Below are 24,322 nucleotides of genomic sequence, written 5' to 3' on the forward strand. Positions count from 1 at the left end.
TTTTTAAAGTGGGGATTTATTTGATTAGTAGTGCGGAGGAAGTAGTGTTACTCCTTTTCATCTTTTTGTTCACAATTGTTGATATTTCCTGTATAGATTTATTTGTATTTTCTCCTAGATGTAGTTTACTTTTAAGTATCGTCAAATCAAGAATCCGTAGCTCAGTTGGTAGAGCAACTGACTCTTAATCAGTGGGTCGAGAGTTCGAATCTCTCCGGGGTCACCAAGCAGACGCCTCTCTTGCACATGAGAGGCGTTTTTTAATTTAGGAGTTGTATGCTGTTGCGGCTGAGTAAGATTTTACCTTCTTTTTCTAGGACTTTGAGCAGGCGAGAGATGACCACGCGGGAGCTGTTGAGCTCATTGGCAATTTCTTGATGTGTTTTTTCGATGGTTTTGCTGTTAGATAATTTACTCTTTTCCAAAAGATAGCTATAAAGTCTTTCGTCCATCTTCATGAAAGCAATATTGTCTATGGTGTTCAGAAGTTCTTGGAAGCGGTTGTTGTAGCTTTGAAAGACGAAGGAACGCCAGCTGTGGTATCTGCTAAGCCATTCCTCCATTTTTTGAATGGGCAGCATGGCTACCAGTCCGTCTGTTTCGGCTATAGCCTTGATTTCGCTTTTCTTCTCTCCTATACAGCAACTCAGCGTCATGGAGCAGGTGTCTCCCTTTTCTAGGAAGTAGAGCAGTAGCTCTCCCGCATCGAAGTCTTCACGCATGATTTTTACAACTCCATCAATAAGCAAAGGCATACTTTTAATGTATTGACCTATATTTATCAGTGCATCACCTTCCTTAAACGCGATAATCTTTGCGGTATTGGTGATTTCTTCCAGCAGACCTTTTTCAAAAATACCGCCATATGTCTTGAATATTGATTCTTTCATGTTGTTTCTTAATTAAATATAGGTATAATCCTATCTTTTCCTCTAAAATATATGTGATGAAGGGGAATGAATGTAACCCGAGTTACACAGAGAGGAGTAATCTTTCGAAAGCTATGTTTACTTTTAAGATATATTTTGTATATTAGTTTAATTCGGGTTGGATGACCTAATCAGGGCATTGCTTTTACTGTTGTTTGGAATAGACTAGTGCTTTCGATTGTAGACCTCGTTTACTGGCTAAGCGAGGTTTTTGGTTTTACGAAGAGGAAGGCTCAGGAATTTGTATTATATTTAAATATGAGCTTTAAAAATGTTTGGCTAGGCTTATTGACTTTTCTGTTGATAGGGGGCTTCAGCATCTGTGCGCAGGAGCAGGGCAGTGGATGGATTGTTGGGCCGTCGTTGTCGTATCAATATCAAGAAAAGAGTTTTCTGAAAGCATCCTTTTGGGGACTCACAGATTTGGGTTATGCAAATTACCTTCGTTTTGATGTGGGAGCAGGCCTAACCTTTCAAGAGAAGAAGGCGATAGTAATTCCGGAAGCTTCTACCACATATTACCTCAGCGCCAAAGGGGCTTGGCCTTTTGTGAAGGCAGAGTTTACCCCTTATACCTTTACGCCCAAGTTGGGTATTGGTGTTTTTAATATTTTAGAGCTCAGTGCCGGTTATGGGGTAAAGCTTCGTCGACACACCAAGCTGTCTTCTATTGACGGGTTCAGCTTTCAGTTAGGATTTAATATTCCATTGAATTATTATTTAAAGTAGTGTGAAGAGCATTCATTTCCTTAGATTTGTGGGGCTAACGAAGACTATTCATGGATATTTTTAGACGATTACATCAACCTACCAACCGTATCATATCCCTGGAGCAAGAAGATTATTTGTTTTTCGGCGGGACGGCCTATTTGGGCTTGTTGGTGAATGAGGATTATCGTCGGTTGGTTGTGGAAGGCCTTTATAAATATGGTATCAACAACGGTACTTCACGATCCAATAATGTGCAGTTAGGGATATATGACGAGGCGGAAGAGCTATTGGCGAAGCGTTTCGGTTTTGCGCAGTCAGCCTTATTTTCCAGTGGTTATTTGGCAGCGCAGGCTGCCGTGCGTCAGCTGAGTCTTTCGCGCGAGGTATTTTATGCACCTCACACTCATCCTGCACTATGGATTGACGGAAGGCCACAAGCTTTGAAAGAAAATGTTACGGAATGGACGGAAGCAGTGGTGGATGCCGTTAACGCTTCCCCGTCAGAATATATTTTGCTTATTGCTAATGCTATTGACAATCTAAAACCCGAGAGGTATGATTTCAATGTTCTAAAACATATACGTGAGGACAAGAAGGTTTTACTGTTGTTGGACGATTCACATGGTCTAGGGGTAGTGCGTAAAAATGCACTATCTGCCGGTGTCCAAGAGCTGAAGGGTTGCCATCATATTGAGGTTGCCGTTGTAGCCTCTTTGGCTAAGGGGTTGGGTACCGATGCTGGGATAGTGTTGGCGAGCACTGAGGTGGTAGACGAAGTGAAGCGCTCGCCTATATTTATGGGGGCTTCTCCTTCGAGTCCGGCATTCATCTATGCCCTTGCGAAGGGAGAGAGCATCTATGAGCAAGCTTTCGACAGACTGCACAACAATATAGCTTATGTATGCGAGGATGTGGCTGCTTTAGAAGGTTTGTCGTATGCAGAAGACTTCCCCGTATTCACCTCTACGGATTCTCAATTATATGCTAAATTGCTTCAGCACCGCATATTGGTGTCTAGCTTTCCTTATCCATTACCCACCAGTGAACCGCTAAACCGTATCGTGATTTCTGCCTTGCATGAACCACAAGATCTTCAAAGGTTGACAGAGGTTTTACATAGTGTTTTGGAATAAGGGTTTGAAAATCAATCAAATAATCGTAGATTTGCGGACTATTTTGCAGGAACGTTCTTTGGGGTAAAAGATAATCGTTTGATTATGAAAAAAATATGTTTGACAAAAGCGTCAAAATATTTTTAAAGCTCATGAAAAAACGATAATTTTGCATCCCCAAATGTGGGGAGTGGAGAAATAAATTATTACAGAATATAGATATGACTAAAGCAGAAATTATTGCAGAGATCTCTACCAAGACTGGTTTAGAGAAGGTTGATGTACAAGAAGCGGTTGAAGCGTTCTTCAAGGTTGTGAAAAATGCGATGATTGAAGGAGAGAACGTTTATGTTAGAGGTTTTGGAAGTTTCGTAGTGAAAAAAAGAGCTGAAAAAACTGCGCGTAATATATCGAAAAATACAGCGATTATCATTCCTGAGCACTATGTGCCAAGCTTTAAACCTGCAAAAATTTTTGTGGAGAAAGTTAAAAACAGTAATAAAATAAAAAAATAATTTAAATTAGCTCTATGCTGAATACCAAACAAATAGTTGTAGTTGTTGTTGTGATAGTGCTGATTGGGTCTTTGTTGGCGCAACCTATCAAAGGTTTGGTAGATAAGCAAGAGCAAAACACAACGGCAGCAGCAGACGAATCCGCTTCTTCGATGTTTACGTTGAAGAGCGTTTCCGAGCTCGCCAAGCAAGGTATCAACAACTCCTTGGCGCAGGAGATTACAGCAATAGAGCAACAGGCGGAGAAAGCCGAAGGGGAAGATAAGATATCCTTGTTACAGACGTTAGCTGATAAGTGGGACGATCTGGCAAAACCTATTCCACAAGGATTTATTTATAAAGAAATGGCCGAAATTAACCCGAAATTAGAATATTGGGTTAAATCGGGCGATGCCTTTCGCGAGGGCTATACCAATCTACAAGACACAGCCATGGCGTCAGCGCTAAACAAAATGGCGATAGACTCTTATGAAAAGGCTTTAGCCATGGACAGCAACAACCTTGCCGCCAAAACCGGTTTAGGGGCAGCTCTTGTAACGGGTTCCAGCAATCCTATGGCTGGTATTGCTTTGCTTCGCGAGGTTGTGCAAGCCGATCCGAAAAATCTTGATGCTAACAAAACTTTAGGTTTGTTCTCCATGCAGTCGGGACAGTTTGATAAAGCTATCGAACGTTTCAAGACTGTAGTAGAAATCAAGGCTGATGCCGAGTCTTATTTCTATCTGGCGGCAGCTACGAAAAAATTGGTCAAAAATCTGAAGCAATAGCGGCTTATAAAAAGAGCAAGGAAATTGCTGCAGATCCGACACTATCTCAATACATCGATCGTCAGATCGAAGAATTGAGCAAATAATAATTAACAGGATTTTTTAACATTATTAAAAAACATTAAAGCTATGCCAAGCGGAAAAAAGAGAAAAAGACACAAAATGGCTACTCACAAACGTAAAAAACGTTTAAAGAAAAAATAGACACAAGAAAAAATAGTTTTCTTGCTGTGTAGTCTTTGACAAGATAATCTCTTGTCAAAGACCTGTACAATCTATGATAGCACTTCGGTTGTATTCATAGATTGTATTTTTTCATTAAACAAGTTTTATGTTTCATAGGGACTAGATATTAGTACGCGAGGTGTTAATATCCCAAAAATTGAGTAGCTGTTGGTAAAGGAATTAATCATCGATTCGTCTCCTGAGAATGGAGTGACTATCGCTTTACTACAGGACAAGCAACTTGTAGAGCTAAATAGAGAACCAGCGGGCAGTCATTTCTCGGTCGGGGATATCTATCTCGGCCGTATCAAGAAAATCATGCCCGGCCTCAATGCGGCATTCGTAGATGTAGGCTACGATAAAGATGCCTTCTTGCATTATCTGGATTTAGGTCCACAAGTATTATCGCTATTAAAGCTTACCAGGGTAGTAAAGAATGGCAGTTATCGAGAGAATCTGCTAGGTAGTCTCAAACTTGAAAAGGACATCGATAAGGCCGGCAAAATTTCCGACGTACTAAGTCGTAACGTCGTGATCCCGGTACAGATAGCTAAAGAACCAATATCAACAAAAGGACCTCGATTGAGTTCGGATCTATCTATTGCGGGTAGATATGTGGTATTAGTTCCCTTTTCAAGTACAGTTTCCATTTCGAAGAAAATCAAATCCAGCGCCGAACGCGCCCGTCTGAAAAAAATTGTCGAAAGCATACGTCCCGCAAATTTCGGGGTTATAATTCGTACAGTTTCGGAAGGCAAGGGTGTGGACGAACTGCAAAAAGATCTGTTGGATCTGATAGCGAAATGGGAATTATTTACCAAACGCCTTAAAAAATGTAGAACCTCCACAAAAAATATTGGGCGAAATGGATAGAGCTTCTACCATTTTGCGAGATATTTTGATCGGATGAGTTTACACATATTCATGTCAATGATCCGGTGATATACGAAGAAGTAAAGTCGTATATCCAGGAAATTTCGCCTGATTTGGAAAAAATTGATGAAGCTCTATAAATATAAAGAGCCCATATTTGAACATTTTGGAGTAGAAAAACAAATTAAGGCGTCTTTCGGCAAAACGGTGAATTTACAGGGTGGTGCTTACCTCGTTATCGAGCATACCGAGGCCTTGCACGTCATCGACGTAAATAGCGGTAACCGCATTGCCAATAAGGAAAACCAGGAAGATAATGCCCTGCTGGTAAACAAAGAGGCAGCACGAGAGATCGCAAGGCAGCTTCGTCTGCGCGATATGGGTGGTATTGTCGTCATAGACTTTATCGATATGCATAAGCCTCAAAACCGCAAGGAGCTATATTCCTATCTCAAAGAGTGTATGGCAGAAGACAGAGCTCGCCATACCATATTGCCACCAAGTAAGTTTGGGTTGGTACAAATCACACGTCAGCGTGTGCGTCCAGAAATGAGCGTCGTGACAAGCGAAAAATGTCCGGCTTGTGATGGTACGGGAGAAATACGATCAAGCATTGTCTTGATTGATGATATTGAAAATAACTTAAGCTTCATCTTGGAAGAACAAAACGAGAAGGGCGTAACCCTATGTGTTCACCCTTATCTGGGCGCCTACATTAAGTCCGGTCTTATTTCTCGTCGTTTGAAATGGTTCTTCAAATATGGTCAATGGATAAAAGTCAAAGACATTCAGTCTTATCATCTGACGGAATTCCATTTCTTCAATAAAAAGGATGAAGAAATTAAGTTGTAAAAAAAGAGATTAACAAAAAGGCCTCTCAGAAATTTCTGAGAGGCCTTTTTTGTTTTTGAAATATAAGTCTCTTCACTCACCTAAGAGCGCTATTGCTATGCCAAATAAATTCCCCAATTTGCTCCCTTGAATTATGTTTTTGCATGAATTTCTCTAAAATCTAGTGCCGGAAGTCTTTTTACGATCGATTAGTGTCTTTACCTATCTGTTCCGCATTTTATAGCATTATATTTTTCACTGTTTCCGAGGATTATATTGAATATGTATATAATCAAGCAGAGAATGAAAATGCCGTTAAGCGATATTTGGAAAAGCAAGAAGATATTTTAAATAGATTGGATTCCAATTTATTTTTTCAAGAATATTCAAACCTTTATATCAGCAAAGCTAGATTCGAAAATCAGCGTAAAAACCTGAAAGGAGCATTGACCTATCTTTTTAAAAGTTTACATATTTTAGCAGAAAAATAAGGTAAGACAATTTACGAATGTTTATCTAGCGTTCGCTCAAACATATGAAAGCCACCAGGAGTGGGATAAAGCTTCCTATTATTACGAGTTGGCATTAGAAAATGCGGAGTCGTTGGGTGATTTGGATGCCAGCTTCAGTACGGCAAAATTCTATAGTGATTTTTTGTTGACCAATAATCTAGACAGAGAGAAGGCGCAATCGCTGATTGTGAGATATGCTGCCGTGAAGGACTCGCTTGACAGGGCAAACAAATATGCCGTAGATGAAATATATAAAAAGCTACTTAAAGATAAAGAAGCGGACAGGACCCTTATTATATATAAATATGGCTTTGCTTTGTTTACGCTTTTATATATTCTTTACTATTCTCTGTTCTTCTTCAGGCTACGAAAATTGTACTCCAATTAATTTTAATTTACCAAAACAAGTCTGAAAAGTATGAGATAAGAGACAACAATAGTGAAACCGATAAAAACTTTGATATAAAGGATCTGATTGAAATGGCTAAAAACAACAATCCTGAGTTCTTGTTTGTTTTCGGATCCATTTACCCAGAAGTGATGAGTGTATTTAGAGAGTTGGCGCCTAATATGAGAAACTCGGAGATTTATTTTCTAGCCTTGTGCTATCTTAATTTTACGCCGAAGGAGATCGCAAAATGTACAAATGTAACGGTAAGGGCTGTACAGGTGAGAAAAAACCGTTATCGTAAAAAATTTAATATTCCTTCCGATACAGATTTTAACCTATGGATTTATGATTTAAACAAAGGGCATAAGGAGTCATAAAGGTAGGTAGAGAAAACACACAGCCTACAACAATGGTGTAGGCTGTGTGATGAACAAATAAAATTTTTATTTAATATCTGTTATTATAGTAAATAGTAGTAAAGCTTATATAGGAATTGCAATACTAACTATTGACTTCCGGGCGAAACCCTCCTAATTCTTTTTCTTTGTTTATCAGCGTTGCTATGCTGGTATCGTTTAGAATTTGCAGCATGGCGTTGCGAACATCTATGAATGTATCTCGGATGCCGCAGGCATGTTCTTCCGTACATTCATCGCAGGAGCGATAAAAGTTTAAGCTCACGCATGGCAATAATGCTATAGGGCCGTCTATGAGACGCATGATCTGCGACAAGAAAATATCTTCCGGAGCCTTGTTTAGGCTGTAACCACCTCCAGCTCCTTTTTTGGAATATAAAATCCCTGCATTGCGCATTTCTAATAAGATTTGCTCAAGGAATTTTTTAGGAATACGCTCTTCCTCTGCTATCTTTACAATCTGCATAGGTTCCTTTCCGTAGTTCCTTCCCAATACCATTAATGCCTTAATGGCGTATTTTGTCTTTTTAGAAATCATAGATCAATAATAGTACACCCAAAAATACAAAATTTAAATTGTATTATTGACCTAATACTTCCACTATAGGCTTACCGATATTTCCGTTAGGCTCCATAACATGCAATAGCGATGCTAAGGTAGGAGCAATATCTGTACTGTGTACTTCTTTGTTGCTTACACCCGGCTTCACTCCCCAACCCATAAATACCAGAGGAATGTGTGAGTCATAGGGAGACCATACACCGTGTGACGTTCCTGTCGCACGAGGGGTACCATTATACCATTGTGGCTCGCCTATGATTTGGATTACTCCTGAATTTTTGCGGTTATAGCCGTTGATGATTTTTTCACGGAGAGGAGCAGGGATAACCATGTTGCCTCCGCTTTCCATATCTACCACATAAGCTATACCTTCCTGCTTTTTAAGGAATTTGATGATGAAGTTTTTAACGGCTTGTTCGTCTAGATTTAACGAATCTATCAAGCTGTGGTTGAGGTGTACCTGATAGTTGAATACCCTTCTTATCAAGTCCTTGTGACCAAATTTTTTTTGTCAGCTCATCGTTTAGCTCACGTTGGATCTGACGAAGAAACAGGTAGCCGCCATTACCTTTTTGGTCTGTATAATAACGCGGATTATAGGATGCGGCGTGGTCAGCAGTCAAGAAAAAGGTGTAGTTGCCTTTACCTATGGTTTTGTCGAGATAGTTTAGCAGGTCAGCGATATCTCTATCTAGGCGAAGATATGTATCTTCGATTTCCACAGCAGAAAGAGAATAGCGGTGGCCTACGTAGTCCGTAGAAGAAAGACTGATACATAGGAAGTCCGTATGTCCTGTAGGATTGTTTCCTAATTTTTCTGCTTCTATGGCTGCTTTAGCGAAATCCAAGGTGAACGTATTTCCTTGCGGAGTGGTCTTGATAAGCTCAAGACCTATGTCTTTCATCAGTTCAGAGGTTTTGCGAGGGAAGGTAGGAGATTTTTCTCCAGCCCATTTTCCTTCATATTCATTATCGTCCTGGATGCTATTTTTGTATGTCTCAATAGGGTATAATGTATTCCAGTCTTGCTTAAGATATTTTTCGGCTAGCTTAAGCTTGTTGAATTTGTTTACCCAGTCTGGAAGCTTTTGCATGTAGTACGTACTACTTACCCAATTTCCGGATTTAGAGTCAAACCAGTATGCCGCATCTGCAAAATGGCCTGCCGGAAGGATTCCTCCACGGTCTTTGATGGCTATCCCTATTACTTTAGACTGGAAGTTGGTGGCCAACTTCAATTCATCCGTGATTGTAGATGCCAACAGGTTTTTAGGAGACTGTTGCCCCACTTTTCCGGAAGCACCAACAGTTTTAACGCTATCATCTTGCGTACAATACATCGCTTGTCCTGTAGCTTGGATAATCCAGTCGTTGCCTGCTATACCATGGATAGAAGGTACTGAACCGGTATAAATAGTACTGTGACCTATAGCGGTATAAGTAGGAATATACGGAATAATCGTATTCTCGCAGGAAAACCCTTCTCTAAGCAATCTTTTGAATCCATCGTCGCCGTAGCGGTCTGCAAAGCGGTAAAGATAATCGTAACGCATTTGATCCACTACAAGTCCGACAACTAATTTAGGTCTTTCTACTTGAGCAAAGAGGGTGGTGACAGCACAAATGAAAGTTAGGAGAGTAGCAAATATTCTGTTTTTCATTTTTTTTAAGTCTTTTAAACTAAAATTAAGTTAAATTAAGATTGTTTCAGGTGATTTTTCAAGAATTTCCCTGTAAAACTTTCCTTACATTGCGCTAAATCTTCCGGAATTCCCGCGAAAACGATGTTTCCTCCGCGTTGTCCTCCTTCCGGACCTATGTCAATAACCCAATCCGCAGCTTTGATCATATCCATATTGTGTTCTATCACCAGAATACTATTGCCCAAAGCTATGAGATCATCGAAAGAGCGTAACAGTTTACGGATATCGTGAAAGTGAAGACCTGTTGTTGGCTCGTCGAAGATGAATAAGGTTTTCTTGCTGTTATTTCCCTTGATGAGGAAAGAGGCCAGTTTGATGCGTTGTGCCTCCCCTCCCGACAAGGTGCTGGATGATTGCCCGAGCTTGACATATCCTAATCCTACATCCTGTAGGGGCTTAAGTTTGTTGATAATTTTGGGTTGATCTTCGAAAAACTCTAAGGCTTCATCGACGCTGAGGTCCAGCACGTCAGAAACGGACTTACCCTTATAGGTTACTTCCAGCACATGCTGTTTGAAGCGTTTTCCACCACAAGCTTCACATGGCAGCACGATGTCGGCCATAAACTGCATTTCGATCTTTACTTCGCCATCCCCTTGGCAAATGTCACACCGCCCTCCTTCCACGTTGAAAGAGAAGGCTGCAGGCTTAAGTCCGTTGGCTTTGGCGGCAGGAAGACTCGCATACAGGGTGCGTATTTCGTCCCAGGCCTTGACATACGTGACAGGATTAGAACGGGATGAGCGCCCTATAGGATTTTGATCTACCAACTCTACCTGTTCTATTTGTTGGATATCGCCTTCTATGGCGTCAAACTGTCCCGTCTGTTCGCCGGAATAATTGCCTATGGCTTTCTGTAGAGCAGGATAGAGGACACGTTTCACTAAGGATGTTTTTCCGGAGCCTGAGACACCTGTCACTACCGTAAATACGTTGAGTGGAAAGTCTACGGTAATGCCTTTGAGGTTATTTTCCCTTGCGCCACGAACAGTAATTTTGTCAGTCCATTTACGGCGAGACTTAGGAACATCTATTTTTAGTTCCCCACTAAGGTATTTTCCCGTAAGAGAATTTTTATCTTTTAGTATTTCGTCATAAGAGCCACTGAATATCAGCTGGCCACCATTGATTCCCGCCTCAGGACCTATATCAATGAGATGATCTGCAGCCTCCATCATCTCTTGTTCATGTTCCACTACGATGACTGTATTGCCCAGATCACGCAAGGACTTGAGCACTCCGATAAGGCGATGAGTGTCTCTTGGATGTAGACCTATGCTTGGCTCGTCCAGTACGTAGATGGAGCCTACCAATGAACTTCCTAATGATGTGGCAAGATTGATGCGTTGCGACTCTCCTCCGGATAGCGTGTTGCTTAAGCGGTTAAGTGTCAGATAGCTTAGGCCCACATCACAAAGGAACTGTAGACGATTGGTAATTTCTGTAAGCAGGCGTTTGGCGATAATTTGGTCGTTGGCATCTAAGGTCAGTTTTTTGAAAAATTCCAGCAGCTCGTCAATAGGCATGAGCACGAGATCTATGATGGATTTTCCGCCGACTTTGACGTAGGCTGCATCTTTGCGAAGTCTTGTGCCTTTACATTCCGGACAATCTGTTTTTCCACGATAGCGGGAGAGCATCACACGATATTGTATTTTATAAGTTTGTTCTTCCAGCTCGGCGAAAAACTCGTTCAACCCTCGGAAATATTCGTTACCTGTCCATAGTAGCTGGCGTTGTTCCTCCGTAAGGTCAGCATAGGCTCTATGAATAGGGAAATCAAACTTTATGGCAGAACGTACTAACGCTTCTAGCCAAGCGCCCATCTTTTCCCCACGCCAAGGGGCAATGGCGCCATCATAAACGGATTTACTTTTGTCAGGCACGACCAAGTCAGGGTCTATACCTATAATTTTGCCATAACCTTCACAACGCTTACAGGCACCATAAGGGTTGTTGAAGCTGAAGAAGTTGGGAGAAGGCTCTTCAAAGGTAATGCCGTCAAGCTCAAACTTTTCTGAGAAGTGATGTAGTTCGCCGTCAATATCTACGTAGCATTCACCTTTGCCTTCGAAATAGGCGGTTTGTATTGAATCCGCTAGACGCGAAGCAGTATCATCTTCACCGTCCAGACGGATACGGTCTATAACAATTTTAACGTCTCCGGCACTAAAGTTAGTATTGCCTATGGAGGTATCCTCCAAGATACTTTCAATCTTTTGAATACTTTCCTCAAAAAGCACCCTTACAAATCCTTTCTGCATCAGAAGAGACAGCTCCTCTTTTAGTTTGCGGTTGTTGGTAGGTACGAGAGGGCTGTAGATCGTTACGGTTGTATCAATGTCATTCTGCAATAGCAGGTTGACGATACTTGACACCGAGTCTTTGGTTACTAGGTTTCCGGAAACCGGAGAATAGGTTTTTCCTATTCGGGCATAAAGCAGCTTGAGGTAGTCGTAGATCTCCGTTGATGTTCCCACAGTAGATCTAGGGTTTGAGGTGATGACCTTCTGCTCTATAGCTATGGCCGGAGCTATTCCCTTGATATAATCTACTTCGGGCTTGTTCATTCTGCCCATGAACTGGCGGGCATAGGAGGAAAGACTTTCTACATAGCGGCGTTGTCCTTCGGCATAAAGAGTGTCGAAAGCCAGTGAGGATTTACCCGATCCGGACATGCCTGTGATGACTACCAGTTTATTTTTAGGGATGTTAACGTCAATATTTTTAAGATTGTTGACGCGGGCACCCTTGATTTGTATGTGAGTTTTGGGATTAATGTCCTGATTTTGTTGCATAACTGACAAAGTTAAGCAATTCTAATAAGTTGCGAGTTAAATGAAAGTAAGGAATGCAGGAAAAGTGGTAGAGAGGAAATTTTGATTTTCATGTAATATCTTGTTGATATGCCTGGAGGTATAAACTTATAAGGCTAAAAAAAACTATATTTGCTTTATAATCAACTAAAACTGTGATTAGATAAGCAATGAAAAGAACCAAGAGCATTTTAGGATTATTCTTTGTATTGGCATCTCTTCAGGCATTAGGACAAGAGATTATTCAGCCAAGTATTAAGAGCAAAACGACTTTTGCTATTGTGGTGGACCAAAATACCTATGAAGCAGCAAAAGAGGAAATCAAAGCTTACAAACATGTTCTGGAAAATGATGGATTGGGAACGTATATCATTTATGACAATTGGACAAAACCAGACCAAATTCGGGAAATCCTTCGAAAGCTATATAAGGATAAATCTGCCCCCCTTGAGGGGACGGTATTGGTAGGTAAGATTCCTATCCCTATGTTGCGTGATGCCCAACATCTTACATCTGCGTTTAAGATGAGTCAGAAGATTCGTTGGGATAAATCTTCCGTACCTTCGGACCGTTTTTATGACGATTTTGATCTTCAGTTTGAATATTTGAAACAAGACACAACTAAAGGAAGAGAGCTATATCATTACTACAGCCTGAAAGCAGAATCTCCACAATTTATTGGTATGGACATCTATTCTGCACGTATTAAACCTCCGATTAAGGAAGGAGAGAGTATGACGCAGAAGATTAAAGATTATCTAACTAAGGTAGTAAGGTTAAGAGCGCAGCGTTACGTTTTAGATGATATGGTGGTGTCCACAGGACACGGCTATAATTCCAATTCGATAAATGCCGTGTTGGGAGAGGCTATAGCGTTGAAGTCTCAGTTTCCAACCCTATTTAAGCCAGGGGGCTCCATCAAGTTTTTAAACTATCGTTCTCAGGAGTTTATAAAGTTTAACTTACTGTCGGAGCTGAAGCGTCAAACTGTGGATTTTGCATATATGACAGGTCATGGGACACCTACGTTGCAGCTGATGAACGGCTATCCGGAAACCTCCAGTCCGCAACCATCTATGTTGAATGTGGCTCGATATATACGATCAAAGATGCGTTCAGCAAAAGAAGATGGTCGAGATTTAGATCAGGTTAAGGAAAACTTTAAAAAATCTTTAGGTTTATCAGATAAATGGTTTGAAGATGCTTTTGATCCTAAATCCATAGAGCAAGATTCTATTTATAATCTGAATATGGACATTCAGATTTCGGATATAAAAGATGCTGGTATTCAAGCAAAATTGGTGTATATAAACTCATGTTTGACGGGTTCATTTCATTTGGAGGATTATTTAGCTGGATATTATCCTTTTTCGAAGAATGAGAATATTACGGCTGTCGCAAATTCCGTAGGAGTGTTACAGGATCTTTATCCAAGTGAACTTATGGGGCTTTTGGGAAAAGGTTACCGAATAGGAAATTGGTTGAAGCATATTGCTTATTTAGAAACACATATCCTTGGTGATCCTACCTTTTATTTTCACACTGATGGAGCAAAAGCACTGAATGAAGCTACGGTATTAAATAATAATGTGGCCTATTGGAAGAAATTGCTTAAAGAGGATGATGCAAGTTTCCAAGCTTTGGCGTTGGAAAAGTTGAGCCAGCTCCTTTCTGAGAAGGAAGTTTCTCCTATTTTGCGTTCATATTATTTCAATTCGCATTATGAGTCTGTGCGTATGCAGGCATTTCAGCTGTTAAGTCATTTTGAAAATAAAGATTACTTTGAGGTATTGCATGCTGCAAAAAATGATTCTTACGAGTATATACGTCGTCGGGCAGTTTATGACCTTACAGACTTAGGGGCTACGGATTTTATCAGAGATCTAATACAGTTCTATATATTGGACGCTCACTCTGAGCGAGTACTATATCGAGCTCGTTGGGCGCTGCAGTTTATGGATCCTGTAATAGCAAAACAAGAAATAAATTTACAGATTAGAGAAAATAAGCCTTATATGGCGGAAAAGAACTAGCCGATAAGTTGGAAAAAGAGATCGATTATAATCAGGCTAAGTTAGAAAAGCTAAAAAAGATAATAACGGATCGTTCAGCAGCAGAAAAAGAGAGACTGTCGGAGCTTACCTCATTGCGCTTGTACAGACATCATTCTTTGGTGCCTGAGATGATTAATTTGGCAATAAGCAACGAGGAGTCAGAATTATTACGCATCACAGTCTTAGAAGCCTTAGGATGGTATACCTTGTCATACCAACGCAATGCAATCATAGAAGGTTGTGAAGCAATACTGAAGTCGGACGCGCCTGATGCTGTAAAGAAAGAAGCCCTAAAAACAAAAAACAGAATCAAAGGTAATTCCCATAAACTATAGGCCATTGAAGCTATTCCGAACGCTCTTTAACATCATGTTAAAAAGCGTTTGGGGTTAGTGATGACAGGCCCAAGGATGGGTATCATTATAAGCACCCCTAGTTCGTCAGTAAAGCTATTCTCAAGTTGTTGAGGGGGGGATTTGAAAGGCCTAAGTTTGACGCTATGAAAATTGAATATATTACATAACGATGTTTTGCTTCTTTGATTTAACTGTTTCAGGATATATTTAACTTTCCTTCACTAAGCTCTCTTGTTCTCCAATTTTGGCCTTTTCTTTTACTTGGGCGCTCAACTCTCTATCACGAACCATAAAAAGGTTAAAGACGTTCCAGATAACAATGGCATAGTAAAAAAATATGGTATAGTCTGGTGCTAAATATATATAACTGCTAAATCCTTCACGCAAGACGACGAACTTACCTATCTACACAAATACCTTGGTGTGATCACGAAATGATGTAGGAGCATCTTTTGTAACAATTTTTATCCGTTAATTTCCTAGAAGGAGTTTCTAAAGTAATCTGAGCATTAAGTTGGAATCATCCAAAAGACTCCGGCAAAAGCTATATCTATTTTTTATATCTTAACATTATATATTTAGAGTTAATAAAAAGCTGTTATCGTGGTAAAGATTCCGGTCTTTTCATCCAATATTTTGTAGCGGTGATGGCCTGTAAGAAGGCTACTATATCTTTTATTTCCTCTTGTGTCAGGTTTAAAGGTTTCATCAGCGGGTCTACACGCGGATACATAGGGTCAGCCCACTGTTCTGGTGTTTTCGGGTTGTTCATTACCATGCCGCTGTTGTACATGTTTAACACTCCGGTAATATTGTCGAAGAGTCCATTGTGCATCCACGGTCCGGTATTCATGACATCCCGTAAGGAAGGCGTGCGGAACTTGCCTACATCTGCAGGATTTTTGGTTACCGTATATCTTCCCAGATCTTCGTATTTTCTTTTGTAATATGTCAGTCCAATATTGTGAAAATCTTCATCCGTAAAGTACTGACCATGATGGCAGTTCATGCAACGCGCTTTGGTACGAAATAGGTGCAGTCCGCGGATTTCTTGGTCCGTCAAAGCCTTGTAGTTGCCGTCCAAAAACTCGTCAAAGCGGCTTCTGCGGCTTACCAAGGTACGTTGAAAGGCGGCAAGAGCCTTCAACACTTCCGGCATGGAAAAATCTTCGTCTCCAAAAGCTTCATAGAAAAGTTTGCGGTAGCCGGGAATAGCTTTCAACTTAGGGATAAGCTTGGTAAGCTCCATCGCCATTTCGTTATGCGCCTCGATAGGGGATAGGGCCTGTTCTTCCAGCGAGCGAGCTCTACCGTCCCAGAAGAAACTCTTTCTAGCGTGGACGTTCAGTAGAGAAGGTGTGTTGCGCGTGCCCAATTGATGGTCATGCCCTACAGGTACAGAAAGATGGTCTGCCCAAGAAGTTTGCGGATTATGGCAAGAGCTGCAGGAAATCTGGTTCGAACCCGAGAGGATAGGGTCGAAGAACAACAGCTTGCCTAGCTTGACATCCGGACGCTCCATAAGGCTGAAATAACTGGTGTCTAGTTTAGGTAAGGACTTAAATTCTGCCCAGTTCACTCCTGAATCGATGTCTGGCTTCGGCCATTCTGTAACCGGCCGGCTATATAAGGCTCTTAATGCGTCTTGATGCTCATGAAAGAAAGCATTACAAACCACAAAAATGAACGATGACGGCTAATGATAAAAGTTTTTTCATAATATGACTATAAGCTAAACTGAATACCTGCCTGTACCTGCCACATTTGTGCATCTTCTACAGGCAAAGACATGGTTTCCTTTTCGCTCTTATTGACAAAAGTAAGAATTTGATTACGTAGAAACAGCCTCATCCCTCTAAGTTTCATGACCGATGGGATATTGTATGCAATATTCAAATGTAGCATAAGAGGTTCCAAATTAAAATAATCGAAATCGGGATAGACTACCGATGTAGTAAACAGGTTCACCTGTGTTGATGGTACGGACAGTTTATTGTTGAGTTTGAACGTATATTGAGGTCGTAGTTCTGTCTCTAAGATGTGGTCGGCGATGTGCCAGAAACGTTTGGCGTTGATGCTTAGACTAAGCAGAGAATATTGATGGTGGTGTGCTGACGCAGCATCCGTCTTTTCCATACTGGACCATGCTGTACTACCTCCCCAAGACCACCTTTCGTTGGTGTAGGAATAGTCCAATTCCACATTGTAATATTTAACCAAATAATTTGCTGCTCGGAGATTGTAGTTGTAATCTCGACCGTTATGATATGCTGCATTCAGCTCCAAGATGTGGCTTGCAACATTTTTGTTCAGCATCAGAAGCGTGTTATGACTAACGCTTTGCAGAGTGAACTCACTACGTTTGAAATATCGTTGACGCAGCTTAGTGTCATATGTAGAGTTTGTCACCTTTCTTTCAAAGGAAGTCACGCTGTAGAGCTGTAGATATTCCTTTTCTAAGGTATACCCCAAATTTCCTCCAAGGTAGGTGTCGTAGCGCCGTAAAGAGCTTGAGTCTCTTTGTGAGATGAAGCCAAATCCTTGATTGGTATAATAGATACGTTCCGGATAAAGCATACTGGTGCTGAACATCCTGTTCTTATAGGTTATGGTATTCTCTTCGTCGCCATAGCCGTAGGAAAAGCCTAGGGACAGTCGATGATTCTGCAGCTGAGCAGTGATGTAGGGGTTAAATTTTATGGCTACCGAAGCTACATTAGGACGAGGATCAACGGACCTAGTTGTCCAATGGGAATGGTATTTGAAGACAATACCGGGTTGTAAAAGAGAGAATTTTCCTGCATAGCGTACATTCACATTACCCACAAAATTTTGCCTTTCGTATTTTCCTGCCTTCTGAACAAAAAAATAGAATGGAGAGAGGTCGTCCATTTCGCCTTGAAGCGTATTAGCCAAACTATCTTCCCACACCTTGTCAAACTGGAAGCTTCCCGATACCACAAACTTATCTATTTGTGAAATGCCATCAGCCTTGAAGTTGGCGATATTCTGCAGGTGTGCCTGTTGTGCTCTTCTGTAATTGCCTTCTCTATGTTGGAAAGAAAGTTCAGCTTCACCAATATTGTAGTTGTGCTCCCGAAATTTTACCATGTTCGGGTTGTCATAGTGAAAATGGAGCTTCTTTTGCAAGGGAAGGTTCCAAAACAAAGAGTCATTGTCACTAAACTTCTGCCCGAAGCTAGCAAGAGCTAAGAATATCAATATTATGGAAAAGCTGAACTTCATATCTATACACTTAATCTATAAAGGAGCTTGCAGATTTCGAAGGGTCGGCCTTTTGTAGGAAGCCAAAGTCTTCTTCGGAGTTGTTTGTATCTTTCAGAATACGTCTACCATTTACGGTTTTTAAGGTTTTACGTACTAACGATTGACTTGAATATTGTCCACCTGGCACATGTGTGCGTCCGGCATCCAATGTGGTTGGAAGGCGTTTCGGAACACGAGAGGAAGCTACCGGATGTTGTAACTCTACGGCATCCACCACCACCTCAATAGGAATCTGTTTGTACACACGTGTAGTAGCTATCACTTCCCTAATATCTGGGGCAGCAAAGCTTCTTAGATTTTCCATGTCTATGCTCTTTCCTTTAGGATCCACGATAAAGTAAGCATCACGACCCAAGGCGTCCAAGATAAGGTCGTTTCCCGACGAAACGTGTAGAACATCAACATTAGGCACGTTGATGTTATCCACATCAAAACGATAGGGAGTGTAAGCACTTCCGTCGTTCGGACGTAGAAATTCTATAAGGTTGACTTCAAAATCTGCATGACTTAGGTTAATCGTCAAAGCAGGGTTTGTGATTGTCACTGGGGTGGCGTTGTTCGACTCGTAGGAGTTGGTATGGTCCACGGCGTTGGCCGCGATGATAATGCTTTGTCCCGGTTGTACAGGGTATTTCTTGCCGCTGCCGTCACTAGGGATGCGGAACAGAGTGTGGGCATAGATGTAGTCCTTATTAGCATCTTTGCCACTTTCCACCACCATCCCTACGGATTTAGACCAGTCATATTGGAAATTAGGGAGATAATATTCACCGGCATTGTTATTATTTTTTCCTCCTACCTGCCCGAAATAGAGGCTGTCTGCATATAGCACTTGGTTGGAGTTATTGTAGATTTCTAAAAAAACATCTCTGAAGCTGGCGCCTGTGCTCGAATTTGAGCCGGCATAGTAAATCTGCTTAAAAACCCAGTTTCCTGTTTTTCCGGCTTTAAGTTCTAGGGAGAATACGCGATCGGCATAGATATCCACGTTGTCGTAGCTATCCGTAAAGCTGACATTATCTTCTACATAGTAACCAGCCAGTTCCGAATAAGATTGGGCGCTTATGACAAGCGTTCCCGAAATGGAATAAAGCCCCGGAGTAATACTTTCAAATGTCGCTTGACCATTTTCCAAGACAAAAGCTTGGTAAGAAGCACCGTTGGTTTTGTTGGTAAGCGTAATGATGGCTCCTTGGGACGGAATATTAAGATTTTCGTCACTCTTCACGGTTACGGTGGCGGTGAACTTCACAGGGCGTGTAAGTTCTGGGTCTTTTTGACATCCTACAAAGAGAATCAGTGTCGTAAGGATAAAATATAGATAGTTTCTCATGGTTCGTTAGTATTAGAATTTAATGTTTGTTCCTATTGTAAAACTTGGTCTTCTGTTGTATTTCACAATGCGTTCCGTTCCGCTATTGGTAATTCTGTAATATTCCGGACGTATATTGAATAGGTTGTAGGCATTCAGATTAATTCTGAACTTCTTGTTAATCTCTTTTGCCAAGGACATATTGATAATAGTATGTACATGTGGTATCCCTTCTATAGCTTCGTCTGAAGCGATCCGTTTGAGACTGTTCAAAATATCTTGGGGAAGGGGCTGTTCATTAATAAGAAAATATTTCGCCTCGGAAGTATAGTAACCTACTGGATATATGTTGCTTGATGCTTTCTGCTTTTCCAGCCAGAAGATGTCGGCGCTAAAGTTCACGATAAAACCCAACTTAGGTATATGTGTAGAGCTGTTAACTTTTGACATGATCTGTGTATAACGCGTATCGTCGGGGTTATATACAGCATAGGTCATGCTGTTCCCATCAGGAAGTATGATTTTGTTATTTTCGATTTTGACCCGCACATGCTGTGTTCTGTTATAGCTATTGTATTGAAGGTTGTTTACTAGAGAAAAAGAGGTTTTTATAGCATTAATCGGCTTGAAGTTTAGCATCCATTCTAACCCTAATGAGGATCCACTAGCTCCGTTGACCATCTCATAGCCGTAAAAGTCAAAGTAAGTATTTTCTTTTCCGTTAGGGGTATAGGTGATTGTTTCCTTCATTGTCTACAGAATAGTCGAATTCCGGCAGGCGGTACCAATGCGGCTGGTTGACAGTCTCATAGCCATTCCAATTATGCTTATAGTACGAGTAAAGAGATGAGCTGAAGGTCTTACCTTGATATTCCAGTCCTAGTTCTGCTTGGGAGGCCATCGATGGCTTCAGATGGGCATTGTCCAGAATCTTTTTGTCTGTAAATACTAAATATAGGGCCTTAGAAAGATCTCCAGCATACACTTTCAGCAGGTCTATGTCAATAAATACAGGAGCGGGGTACATGTGAGCCAAGGTCGGTGCTTTGGAAGATATACCGAATGAAGCTGTGGTCGCCCATCTGTCGTTCCAACGTAGTCGAGAACTAAATCTTGGTTGTAGCGTAAAATAGCCATTTTGAATATCGCTTCTGAGACCGATATTAGCATTATATGATTTTTGTAGCAACGTTCCGGAAATTTGGTCTTCCACGTAGAATCCCCAGTTTTGGGCGGCAGGAAGATGCTCAAAGTCATACGCTCTTTCGTTTCCTCCCCCATTGAGTATCCACCGCGGTCTGTCGGGATCGCTAATAACACCTTTTCCTCCATTGTTGGAGTAATTGTAGTTTACCCCATAGGAGAGGTGGTGGGTATGAGCTCCCAACACGAAGGTGGCAGAAGCATCGAGACGGGCTGAAAAGTTTATCGGATTTCCGATGATTTCCTCTTCTGCCATATAGCTGCCATTACTAAAATATCCCTTATAGATTCCTGTAGTATCTTTTACTGTAATAGCCGTTATTCCTCTGTTAAGGATATATTGCTTGAACGAATATTGGTCGGAGTTTGAATAATTAATATTGGCATTTATATTTTCAAAGAAACGGCTTCCTGTAGGTATGGAAATCCTGTTGGCCACCGAGATCCCTTTGTTTTTGAATACCGACATTTGTTGAGTCTCATCATCAGGATCGGCGCGTCGTCCGTCGTTGCGGTAGTTATGATCAAAAGAAAATGTATTTTTTATGCCGTTGGCAAAACGCTTAGTCCACATCAAGGACTGGTTGTATCTATCGAAAGTTTTGATTTTGTCGCGAGGGTCAGCGTTGCTATGTGTATAGTTTGAGGAAAGGTTTAAAGCTCCCCATTTTTCGGGAAGGATGAATCCTTTGCTGATGCTGGTGGAGGTAGATCCTCCGTTGAGCTGGATATTTATTGCCCACGGGGATTGTGCAGCTTGGCGGTTGATAATTACGGCGCCATCCGTAATTTCTCCATAGCGTGCCGATGCCACGCCTCGCACGACCTCAATGCTTTCAATATTGTTCACCGGAATTTCACGTAAATCGATTCCTTGGAATGCCACATCGTAGGTTTGAGCACTTTGTGTGCCTAAATAAGAATCCGAATATCCTACTCCGGAAAGAGTAGCATTGGTCATACCCCATCGGCTTACCGACCGGCTTTGCATATTGGCGTCGTTGCTAAGGTATATATCATCCATAATAATGGCTATACCAAGAGAGTTGTTTAGGTTGTATAGCGAAGAGCCTCCTAGCGTTCCCGTACCTCCGCGCAATGTTAATGTTTCTACCTTATTGAGGTCTGGTGCTACTGCAGCCTTTCCTGGTAGCTTTAGTAATACATCCTGAAGGCTGAAAGCTTGGCTCGCTTCAATGGTTTCCTTGTCGAAGACTATAGACGAATTGCTGGTTTTGGTTTGACGTACTCTCGGGTTTATGTCTACTTCTTCGAGAGTTAGACTTAAGTCTTTAAGGATGAACAGATGTTTTTGGGAAAAATCTTTTCTAAAAATGGTTTTAGAAACCGACTGTTTGCCTACATGCTGTAAGGTCAGTTTGACCAAAGGTAAACCCGAAGAGATTTGAAACGTAAATTCTCCCTGTTCATTGGAATAGGTGCTCTGCTGACCATCGTTTAAGCGTATGGTGGTAAAAGCCAGAGGCTTATTATCTTCGTTGAGTACTTTGCCACTAATATGGACGGTTTGTGCTAAAGCGAAACTTAATAAGACAAAATAATTTGCTATGAACAGGCAAACAACTCGTTTCAATTTTATTAAGATTAATTCTAAATTGCAAAGTAAAGCAAAAAATTGTTCATAGCAAATTAAAAGTTAAAATTTTGTTTTTGAAGCTATTTCAATGCCATATTAAGTCTATTCGTTTTGTATGTTGCTGTCTTCGTCCATTGAGTCATTTGCTTCCTGCTGCAGTTGACTTAAAAGTCTGTCCACTTCTTCTTCCGAGGCTAGCAGTTTGGCTTTACATATAGCAATTAATGAGGAGGCGCGTTGGATTTTGTTTGCCAGCTCATCGACATTGACTTCTCCGGTTTCGATTTCAGAGACAATTTGTTGTAGTTCGTTGAATGCGTCTATGTAAGTGTAATTTGATTCCATGGTTAAATGTTTTTTGAGACAACCTGACTTTGAATGCTTCCATCCATTAGAATGGTTTCAACAAGATCACCTTCTTTTACCTGAGTTGTTGAGAGTAAGGCCTTTCCATTAACCTTGGTGATAGAAAATCCTCTTTTCAACAGATGGGAAGGATCGGCTAAGCGGATAAGCCGGCTAATATTTTCTATCTGTGTGTGCTGTTCTCTCAGAAAATGCCTGCTAAATAGATGCATTCTTTGAGTAAGCAGCTGCACGGCATGGTTTTCCTGCTGTAAGCGGTTTTTACCGGACCACGACAGCCTTCTGGTTATATCCTGTAGTTTATTTTTTTCTTCGGCAAACCTGTTTTTGGACAACGAGATTAAACGTTCCTGCAGCTGGTCCAGCGGGATGGCAAAGTTGTGAAACTGCTGTATAAGGAAATCTGCAAGCTCACTTGGCGTTATAGCATTTTTGTAGGCTACCATCTCGCTGACGGTCTCATTGGTGGAGTGTCCGATGCCGGTCAATACCGGAATAGGAAATATGGCTATAGCTTTCGCTAAAGCATAATTGTTATAACTAGACAACCCTACTTCACCTCCTCCGCCACGGATAATAGCTACTGCATCATATTCTTCCGTCCTTTCAGCAATGACGGCAAGCTGTTTAATGATGGAAGGAACAGATTTGTCACCCTGCAGGAGTGCAGGATATAGCGTCGTGTCGAACTTGTATTTCCATGGGTTGTTGTGGATAATCTTGTAGAAGTCAGAAAGACCTTTACTGGTTTCTACCGAGATGATAGCCAGTCGTTTAGGTACTGGAGGAAATGGTAGCCGTCGGTTGGCGTCAAACAGCCCTTCCTGCTGTAAGCGTAAGATGCTTTGCCGCTTTTCGCGTTCTAGCTCTCCCATTACAAAGGTGGGGTCTATGTCAACAATACGTAGACTCAGCCGTATAAAGGGTCGTAGGAGATGCCTGCCTGAAATAGGATGGTGATACCATCACGTAGAGGTTCGTTCAGTAATTTGAGAAACAGACTATTAATACGTTCAAAGTCGTTCCGCCAGAGAATAGAACGCATTTCGGCAACAACTTTACCATCTTTTTTTTCTACAAGGTCAGGATAACAGTGACCAGAATGCTTGTAGTGATTAAGCTTATTCATCTCTGCCTTAATCCAATACAAGCTTTTGTAACGCTCTCCTATGGTTTTCTGAATGCTTCGCGTTACTTCTAGTAGCGAATAGATGGTCCTCTCTTGTACGACTTCAGGCATAATTCAAATATAAGTTAAATAAAATCCTTCTTAAAATGAAATGAACTTGTTACTTGAGCATTTGCGTTTTTGTGCGTTTTATTAGTACATTTACTGCTTAAAGCATGTAAAAACATGAAAAAACTACAATTACTACCTAATCTACTACTTATTCTATTTTTGTTTGTTTCTACAGCACAGGCGCAATACAAACAGACTATTGTCAATAAGACACAGCTGCTGTTTAACAAAAATAATGAGATTCCATTCGGAAGATTAGATGAGCTTAAAATTGCAGTGGCAGTTCCTTCTGTAGAGAAGTACAGCCCATTTATTGCACAGCTTGACAAGTATGCTGAAATCACGCCTATAGACATCTATAAGCTGAATGAGCAAGGTAAGCTGTTTAACACCATTATTGTTGCCGGTACGACGGCGGAGCTGCAGCTGCTAAATGCGCAGTTGGTGAGCCATGCTACGGCGAACAAAAAACGTGTTGTCGTATGTCGCTTTCAGGATAGCGATTTAAGTCGCCTTCAGCAGACACCATCATTCAACGGTGTC

Annotated in this window: 23 protein-coding genes, 1 tRNA gene and 1 pseudogene; 12 read left to right on the top strand and 13 right to left on the bottom strand. The window is 41.2% G+C overall.

The annotated features are described in order from the left end of the window. The first annotated feature begins 150 nt into the window (after positions 1-150). Positions 151-226 (top strand) — tRNA-Lys (locus SD31_RS02840). 34 nt (positions 227-260) lie between these two features. On the opposite strand, the gene SD31_RS02845 is transcribed toward SD31_RS02840, so the two are convergent. After that, positions 261-890, bottom strand: a complete 630-nt coding sequence (locus SD31_RS02845) for a Crp/Fnr family transcriptional regulator (RefSeq protein ID WP_039053029.1) — start codon at positions 888-890, stop codon at positions 261-263. A 297-nt stretch (positions 891-1,187) separates the two neighbouring features. On the opposite strand from SD31_RS02845, the gene SD31_RS02850 reads away from it, so the two are divergent. The 8 genes and pseudogenes from SD31_RS02850 (at position 1,188) to SD31_RS02885 (ending at position 7,243) form a co-directional block, all read left to right on the top strand. Beyond that, positions 1,188-1,658: a hypothetical protein gene (locus SD31_RS02850; RefSeq protein ID WP_052258588.1), complete on the top strand. Its 471-nt coding sequence runs from the start codon at positions 1,188-1,190 to the stop codon at positions 1,656-1,658. 50 nt (positions 1,659-1,708) lie between these two features. Beyond that, the gene (locus SD31_RS02855; protein ID WP_039053030.1) at positions 1,709-2,773 is read left to right on the top strand and encodes a hypothetical protein; all 1,065 of its coding nucleotides are present in this window, start codon (positions 1,709-1,711) and stop codon (positions 2,771-2,773) included. A 200-nt stretch (positions 2,774-2,973) separates the two neighbouring features. Then, positions 2,974-3,267 (top strand): HU family DNA-binding protein, encoded by a 294-nt coding sequence (locus tag SD31_RS02860; RefSeq protein ID WP_039053031.1) that lies wholly within the window; start codon positions 2,974-2,976, stop codon positions 3,265-3,267. A gap of 14 nt (positions 3,268-3,281) precedes the next feature. Continuing rightward, entirely contained in the window at positions 3,282-4,034 is a 753-nt protein-coding gene (locus tag SD31_RS02865; RefSeq protein WP_231561096.1) for a tetratricopeptide repeat protein, read from the top strand. A 393-nt stretch (positions 4,035-4,427) separates the two neighbouring features. After that, positions 4,428-5,984 (top strand): annotated as a pseudogene (locus tag SD31_RS02870) (Rne/Rng family ribonuclease). Between the two features lie 191 nt (positions 5,985-6,175). Next, complete coding sequence (locus SD31_RS18160) at positions 6,176-6,454, top strand: hypothetical protein (RefSeq protein ID WP_039053032.1); 279 nt, start codon at positions 6,176-6,178, stop codon at positions 6,452-6,454. Positions 6,455-6,542: 88 nt separating this feature from the next. Then, a complete protein-coding gene (locus tag SD31_RS02880; protein WP_039053033.1) occupies positions 6,543-6,863 on the top strand; it encodes a hypothetical protein in 321 nt (106 codons plus the stop codon). A gap of 92 nt (positions 6,864-6,955) precedes the next feature. Next, positions 6,956-7,243, top strand: coding sequence for a sigma-70 family RNA polymerase sigma factor (locus SD31_RS02885; protein WP_052258589.1), 288 nt, complete (start codon positions 6,956-6,958; stop codon positions 7,241-7,243). 124 nt (positions 7,244-7,367) lie between these two features. On the opposite strand, the gene SD31_RS02890 is transcribed toward SD31_RS02885, so the two are convergent. From SD31_RS02890 to uvrA, 4 genes are read right to left on the bottom strand one after another with little or no spacing between them, the layout of a single operon-like run. Next, on the bottom strand, positions 7,368-7,820 hold the full coding sequence (locus SD31_RS02890) for an RrF2 family transcriptional regulator (RefSeq protein WP_039053034.1): 453 nt from the start codon (positions 7,818-7,820) through the stop codon (positions 7,368-7,370). Between the two features lie 43 nt (positions 7,821-7,863). Then, positions 7,864-8,286 carry a hypothetical protein gene (locus SD31_RS18165; RefSeq protein ID WP_231561097.1) on the bottom strand — a complete coding sequence of 141 codons (423 nt, stop codon included), beginning with the start codon at positions 8,284-8,286 and terminating at the stop codon, positions 7,864-7,866. Then, positions 8,249-9,505 carry an alkaline phosphatase family protein gene (locus tag SD31_RS02895; protein ID WP_231561098.1) on the bottom strand — a complete coding sequence of 419 codons (1,257 nt, stop codon included), beginning with the start codon at positions 9,503-9,505 and terminating at the stop codon, positions 8,249-8,251. Before SD31_RS02895 ends, SD31_RS18165 begins: the two co-directional genes overlap by 38 nt. Before the next feature lie 35 nt (positions 9,506-9,540). Next, the gene (gene uvrA, locus SD31_RS02900) at positions 9,541-12,345 is read right to left on the bottom strand and encodes an excinuclease ABC subunit UvrA (RefSeq protein WP_039053035.1); all 2,805 of its coding nucleotides are present in this window, start codon (positions 12,343-12,345) and stop codon (positions 9,541-9,543) included. Between the two features lie 188 nt (positions 12,346-12,533). On the opposite strand from uvrA, the gene SD31_RS02905 reads away from it, so the two are divergent. Together SD31_RS02905 and SD31_RS18170 are read left to right on the top strand one after the other, a co-directional pair. Then, positions 12,534-14,396, top strand: coding sequence for a HEAT repeat domain-containing protein (locus SD31_RS02905; RefSeq protein ID WP_231561099.1), 1,863 nt, complete (start codon positions 12,534-12,536; stop codon positions 14,394-14,396). A gap of 8 nt (positions 14,397-14,404) precedes the next feature. Next, positions 14,405-14,752 (top strand): hypothetical protein, encoded by a 348-nt coding sequence (locus SD31_RS18170; RefSeq protein ID WP_231561100.1) that lies wholly within the window; start codon positions 14,405-14,407, stop codon positions 14,750-14,752. Between the two features lie 619 nt (positions 14,753-15,371). Here SD31_RS18170 and SD31_RS02915 read toward each other — a convergent pair. The 8 genes from SD31_RS02915 to SD31_RS18175 form a co-directional block, all read right to left on the bottom strand. Continuing rightward, positions 15,372-16,451, bottom strand: a complete 1,080-nt coding sequence (locus tag SD31_RS02915) for a cytochrome-c peroxidase (protein WP_231561101.1) — start codon at positions 16,449-16,451, stop codon at positions 15,372-15,374. Between the two features lie 47 nt (positions 16,452-16,498). Beyond that, entirely contained in the window at positions 16,499-18,019 is a 1,521-nt protein-coding gene (locus SD31_RS02920; protein ID WP_039053037.1) for a DUF6850 family outer membrane beta-barrel protein, read from the bottom strand. A gap of 10 nt (positions 18,020-18,029) precedes the next feature. Further along, positions 18,030-19,394 carry a DUF4876 domain-containing protein gene (locus SD31_RS02925; RefSeq protein ID WP_039053038.1) on the bottom strand — a complete coding sequence of 455 codons (1,365 nt, stop codon included), beginning with the start codon at positions 19,392-19,394 and terminating at the stop codon, positions 18,030-18,032. Between the two features lie 12 nt (positions 19,395-19,406). Further along, positions 19,407-20,123, bottom strand: a complete 717-nt coding sequence (locus SD31_RS02930; protein WP_039053039.1) for a TonB-dependent receptor — start codon at positions 20,121-20,123, stop codon at positions 19,407-19,409. Next, positions 20,095-22,170, bottom strand: a complete 2,076-nt coding sequence (locus SD31_RS02935) for a carboxypeptidase-like regulatory domain-containing protein (RefSeq protein WP_039053040.1) — start codon at positions 22,168-22,170, stop codon at positions 20,095-20,097. Before SD31_RS02935 ends, SD31_RS02930 begins: the two co-directional genes overlap by 29 nt. Before the next feature lie 105 nt (positions 22,171-22,275). Further along, a complete protein-coding gene (xseB, locus tag SD31_RS02940; protein WP_039053041.1) occupies positions 22,276-22,518 on the bottom strand; it encodes an exodeoxyribonuclease VII small subunit in 243 nt (80 codons plus the stop codon). Between the two features lie 2 nt (positions 22,519-22,520). Then, positions 22,521-23,414: an exodeoxyribonuclease VII large subunit gene (gene xseA / locus SD31_RS02945; protein ID WP_231561102.1), complete on the bottom strand. Its 894-nt coding sequence runs from the start codon at positions 23,412-23,414 to the stop codon at positions 22,521-22,523. Between the two features lie 35 nt (positions 23,415-23,449). Next, positions 23,450-23,779 carry an exodeoxyribonuclease VII large subunit gene (locus SD31_RS18175; RefSeq protein ID WP_231561103.1) on the bottom strand — a complete coding sequence of 110 codons (330 nt, stop codon included), beginning with the start codon at positions 23,777-23,779 and terminating at the stop codon, positions 23,450-23,452. Between the two features lie 114 nt (positions 23,780-23,893). On the opposite strand from SD31_RS18175, the gene SD31_RS02950 reads away from it, so the two are divergent. Then, positions 23,894-24,322: hypothetical protein (locus tag SD31_RS02950; RefSeq protein ID WP_156138162.1), on the top strand; the 429-nt coding region annotated here is incomplete at its 3' end.

It is taken from the genome of Sphingobacterium sp. T2 (genome assembly GCF_000814685.1).
Lineage (GTDB): Bacteria > Bacteroidota > Bacteroidia > Sphingobacteriales > Sphingobacteriaceae > Sphingobacterium > Sphingobacterium thermophilum.

Coding starts and splice junctions, on each gene's coding strand:
- SD31_RS02850 (WP_052258588.1), top strand. CDS start 1,188: ATGAGCTTTAAAAATGTTTGGCTAGGCTTATTGACTTTTCTGTTGATA.
- SD31_RS02925 (WP_039053038.1), bottom strand. CDS start 19,394: ATGAGAAACTATCTATATTTTATCCTTACGACACTGATTCTCTTTGTA.
- xseB (WP_039053041.1), bottom strand. CDS start 22,518: ATGGAATCAAATTACACTTACATAGACGCATTCAACGAACTACAACAA.
- SD31_RS02920 (WP_039053037.1), bottom strand. CDS start 18,019: ATGAAGTTCAGCTTTTCCATAATATTGATATTCTTAGCTCTTGCTAGC.
- xseA (WP_231561102.1), bottom strand. CDS start 23,414: ATGGGAGAGCTAGAACGCGAAAAGCGGCAAAGCATCTTACGCTTACAG.
- SD31_RS02845 (WP_039053029.1), bottom strand. CDS start 890: ATGAAAGAATCAATATTCAAGACATATGGCGGTATTTTTGAAAAAGGT.
- SD31_RS02895 (WP_231561098.1), bottom strand. CDS start 9,505: ATGAAAAACAGAATATTTGCTACTCTCCTAACTTTCATTTGTGCTGTC.
- SD31_RS02890 (WP_039053034.1), bottom strand. CDS start 7,820: ATGATTTCTAAAAAGACAAAATACGCCATTAAGGCATTAATGGTATTG.
- SD31_RS02885 (WP_052258589.1), top strand. CDS start 6,956: ATGGCTAAAAACAACAATCCTGAGTTCTTGTTTGTTTTCGGATCCATT.
- SD31_RS02865 (WP_231561096.1), top strand. CDS start 3,282: ATGCTGAATACCAAACAAATAGTTGTAGTTGTTGTTGTGATAGTGCTG.
- SD31_RS18175 (WP_231561103.1), bottom strand. CDS start 23,779: ATGCCTGAAGTCGTACAAGAGAGGACCATCTATTCGCTACTAGAAGTA.
- SD31_RS02855 (WP_039053030.1), top strand. CDS start 1,709: ATGGATATTTTTAGACGATTACATCAACCTACCAACCGTATCATATCC.
- SD31_RS02860 (WP_039053031.1), top strand. CDS start 2,974: ATGACTAAAGCAGAAATTATTGCAGAGATCTCTACCAAGACTGGTTTA.
- SD31_RS02930 (WP_039053039.1), bottom strand. CDS start 20,123: ATGAAGGAAACAATCACCTATACCCCTAACGGAAAAGAAAATACTTAC.
- uvrA (WP_039053035.1), bottom strand. CDS start 12,345: ATGCAACAAAATCAGGACATTAATCCCAAAACTCACATACAAATCAAG.
- SD31_RS02905 (WP_231561099.1), top strand. CDS start 12,534: ATGAAAAGAACCAAGAGCATTTTAGGATTATTCTTTGTATTGGCATCT.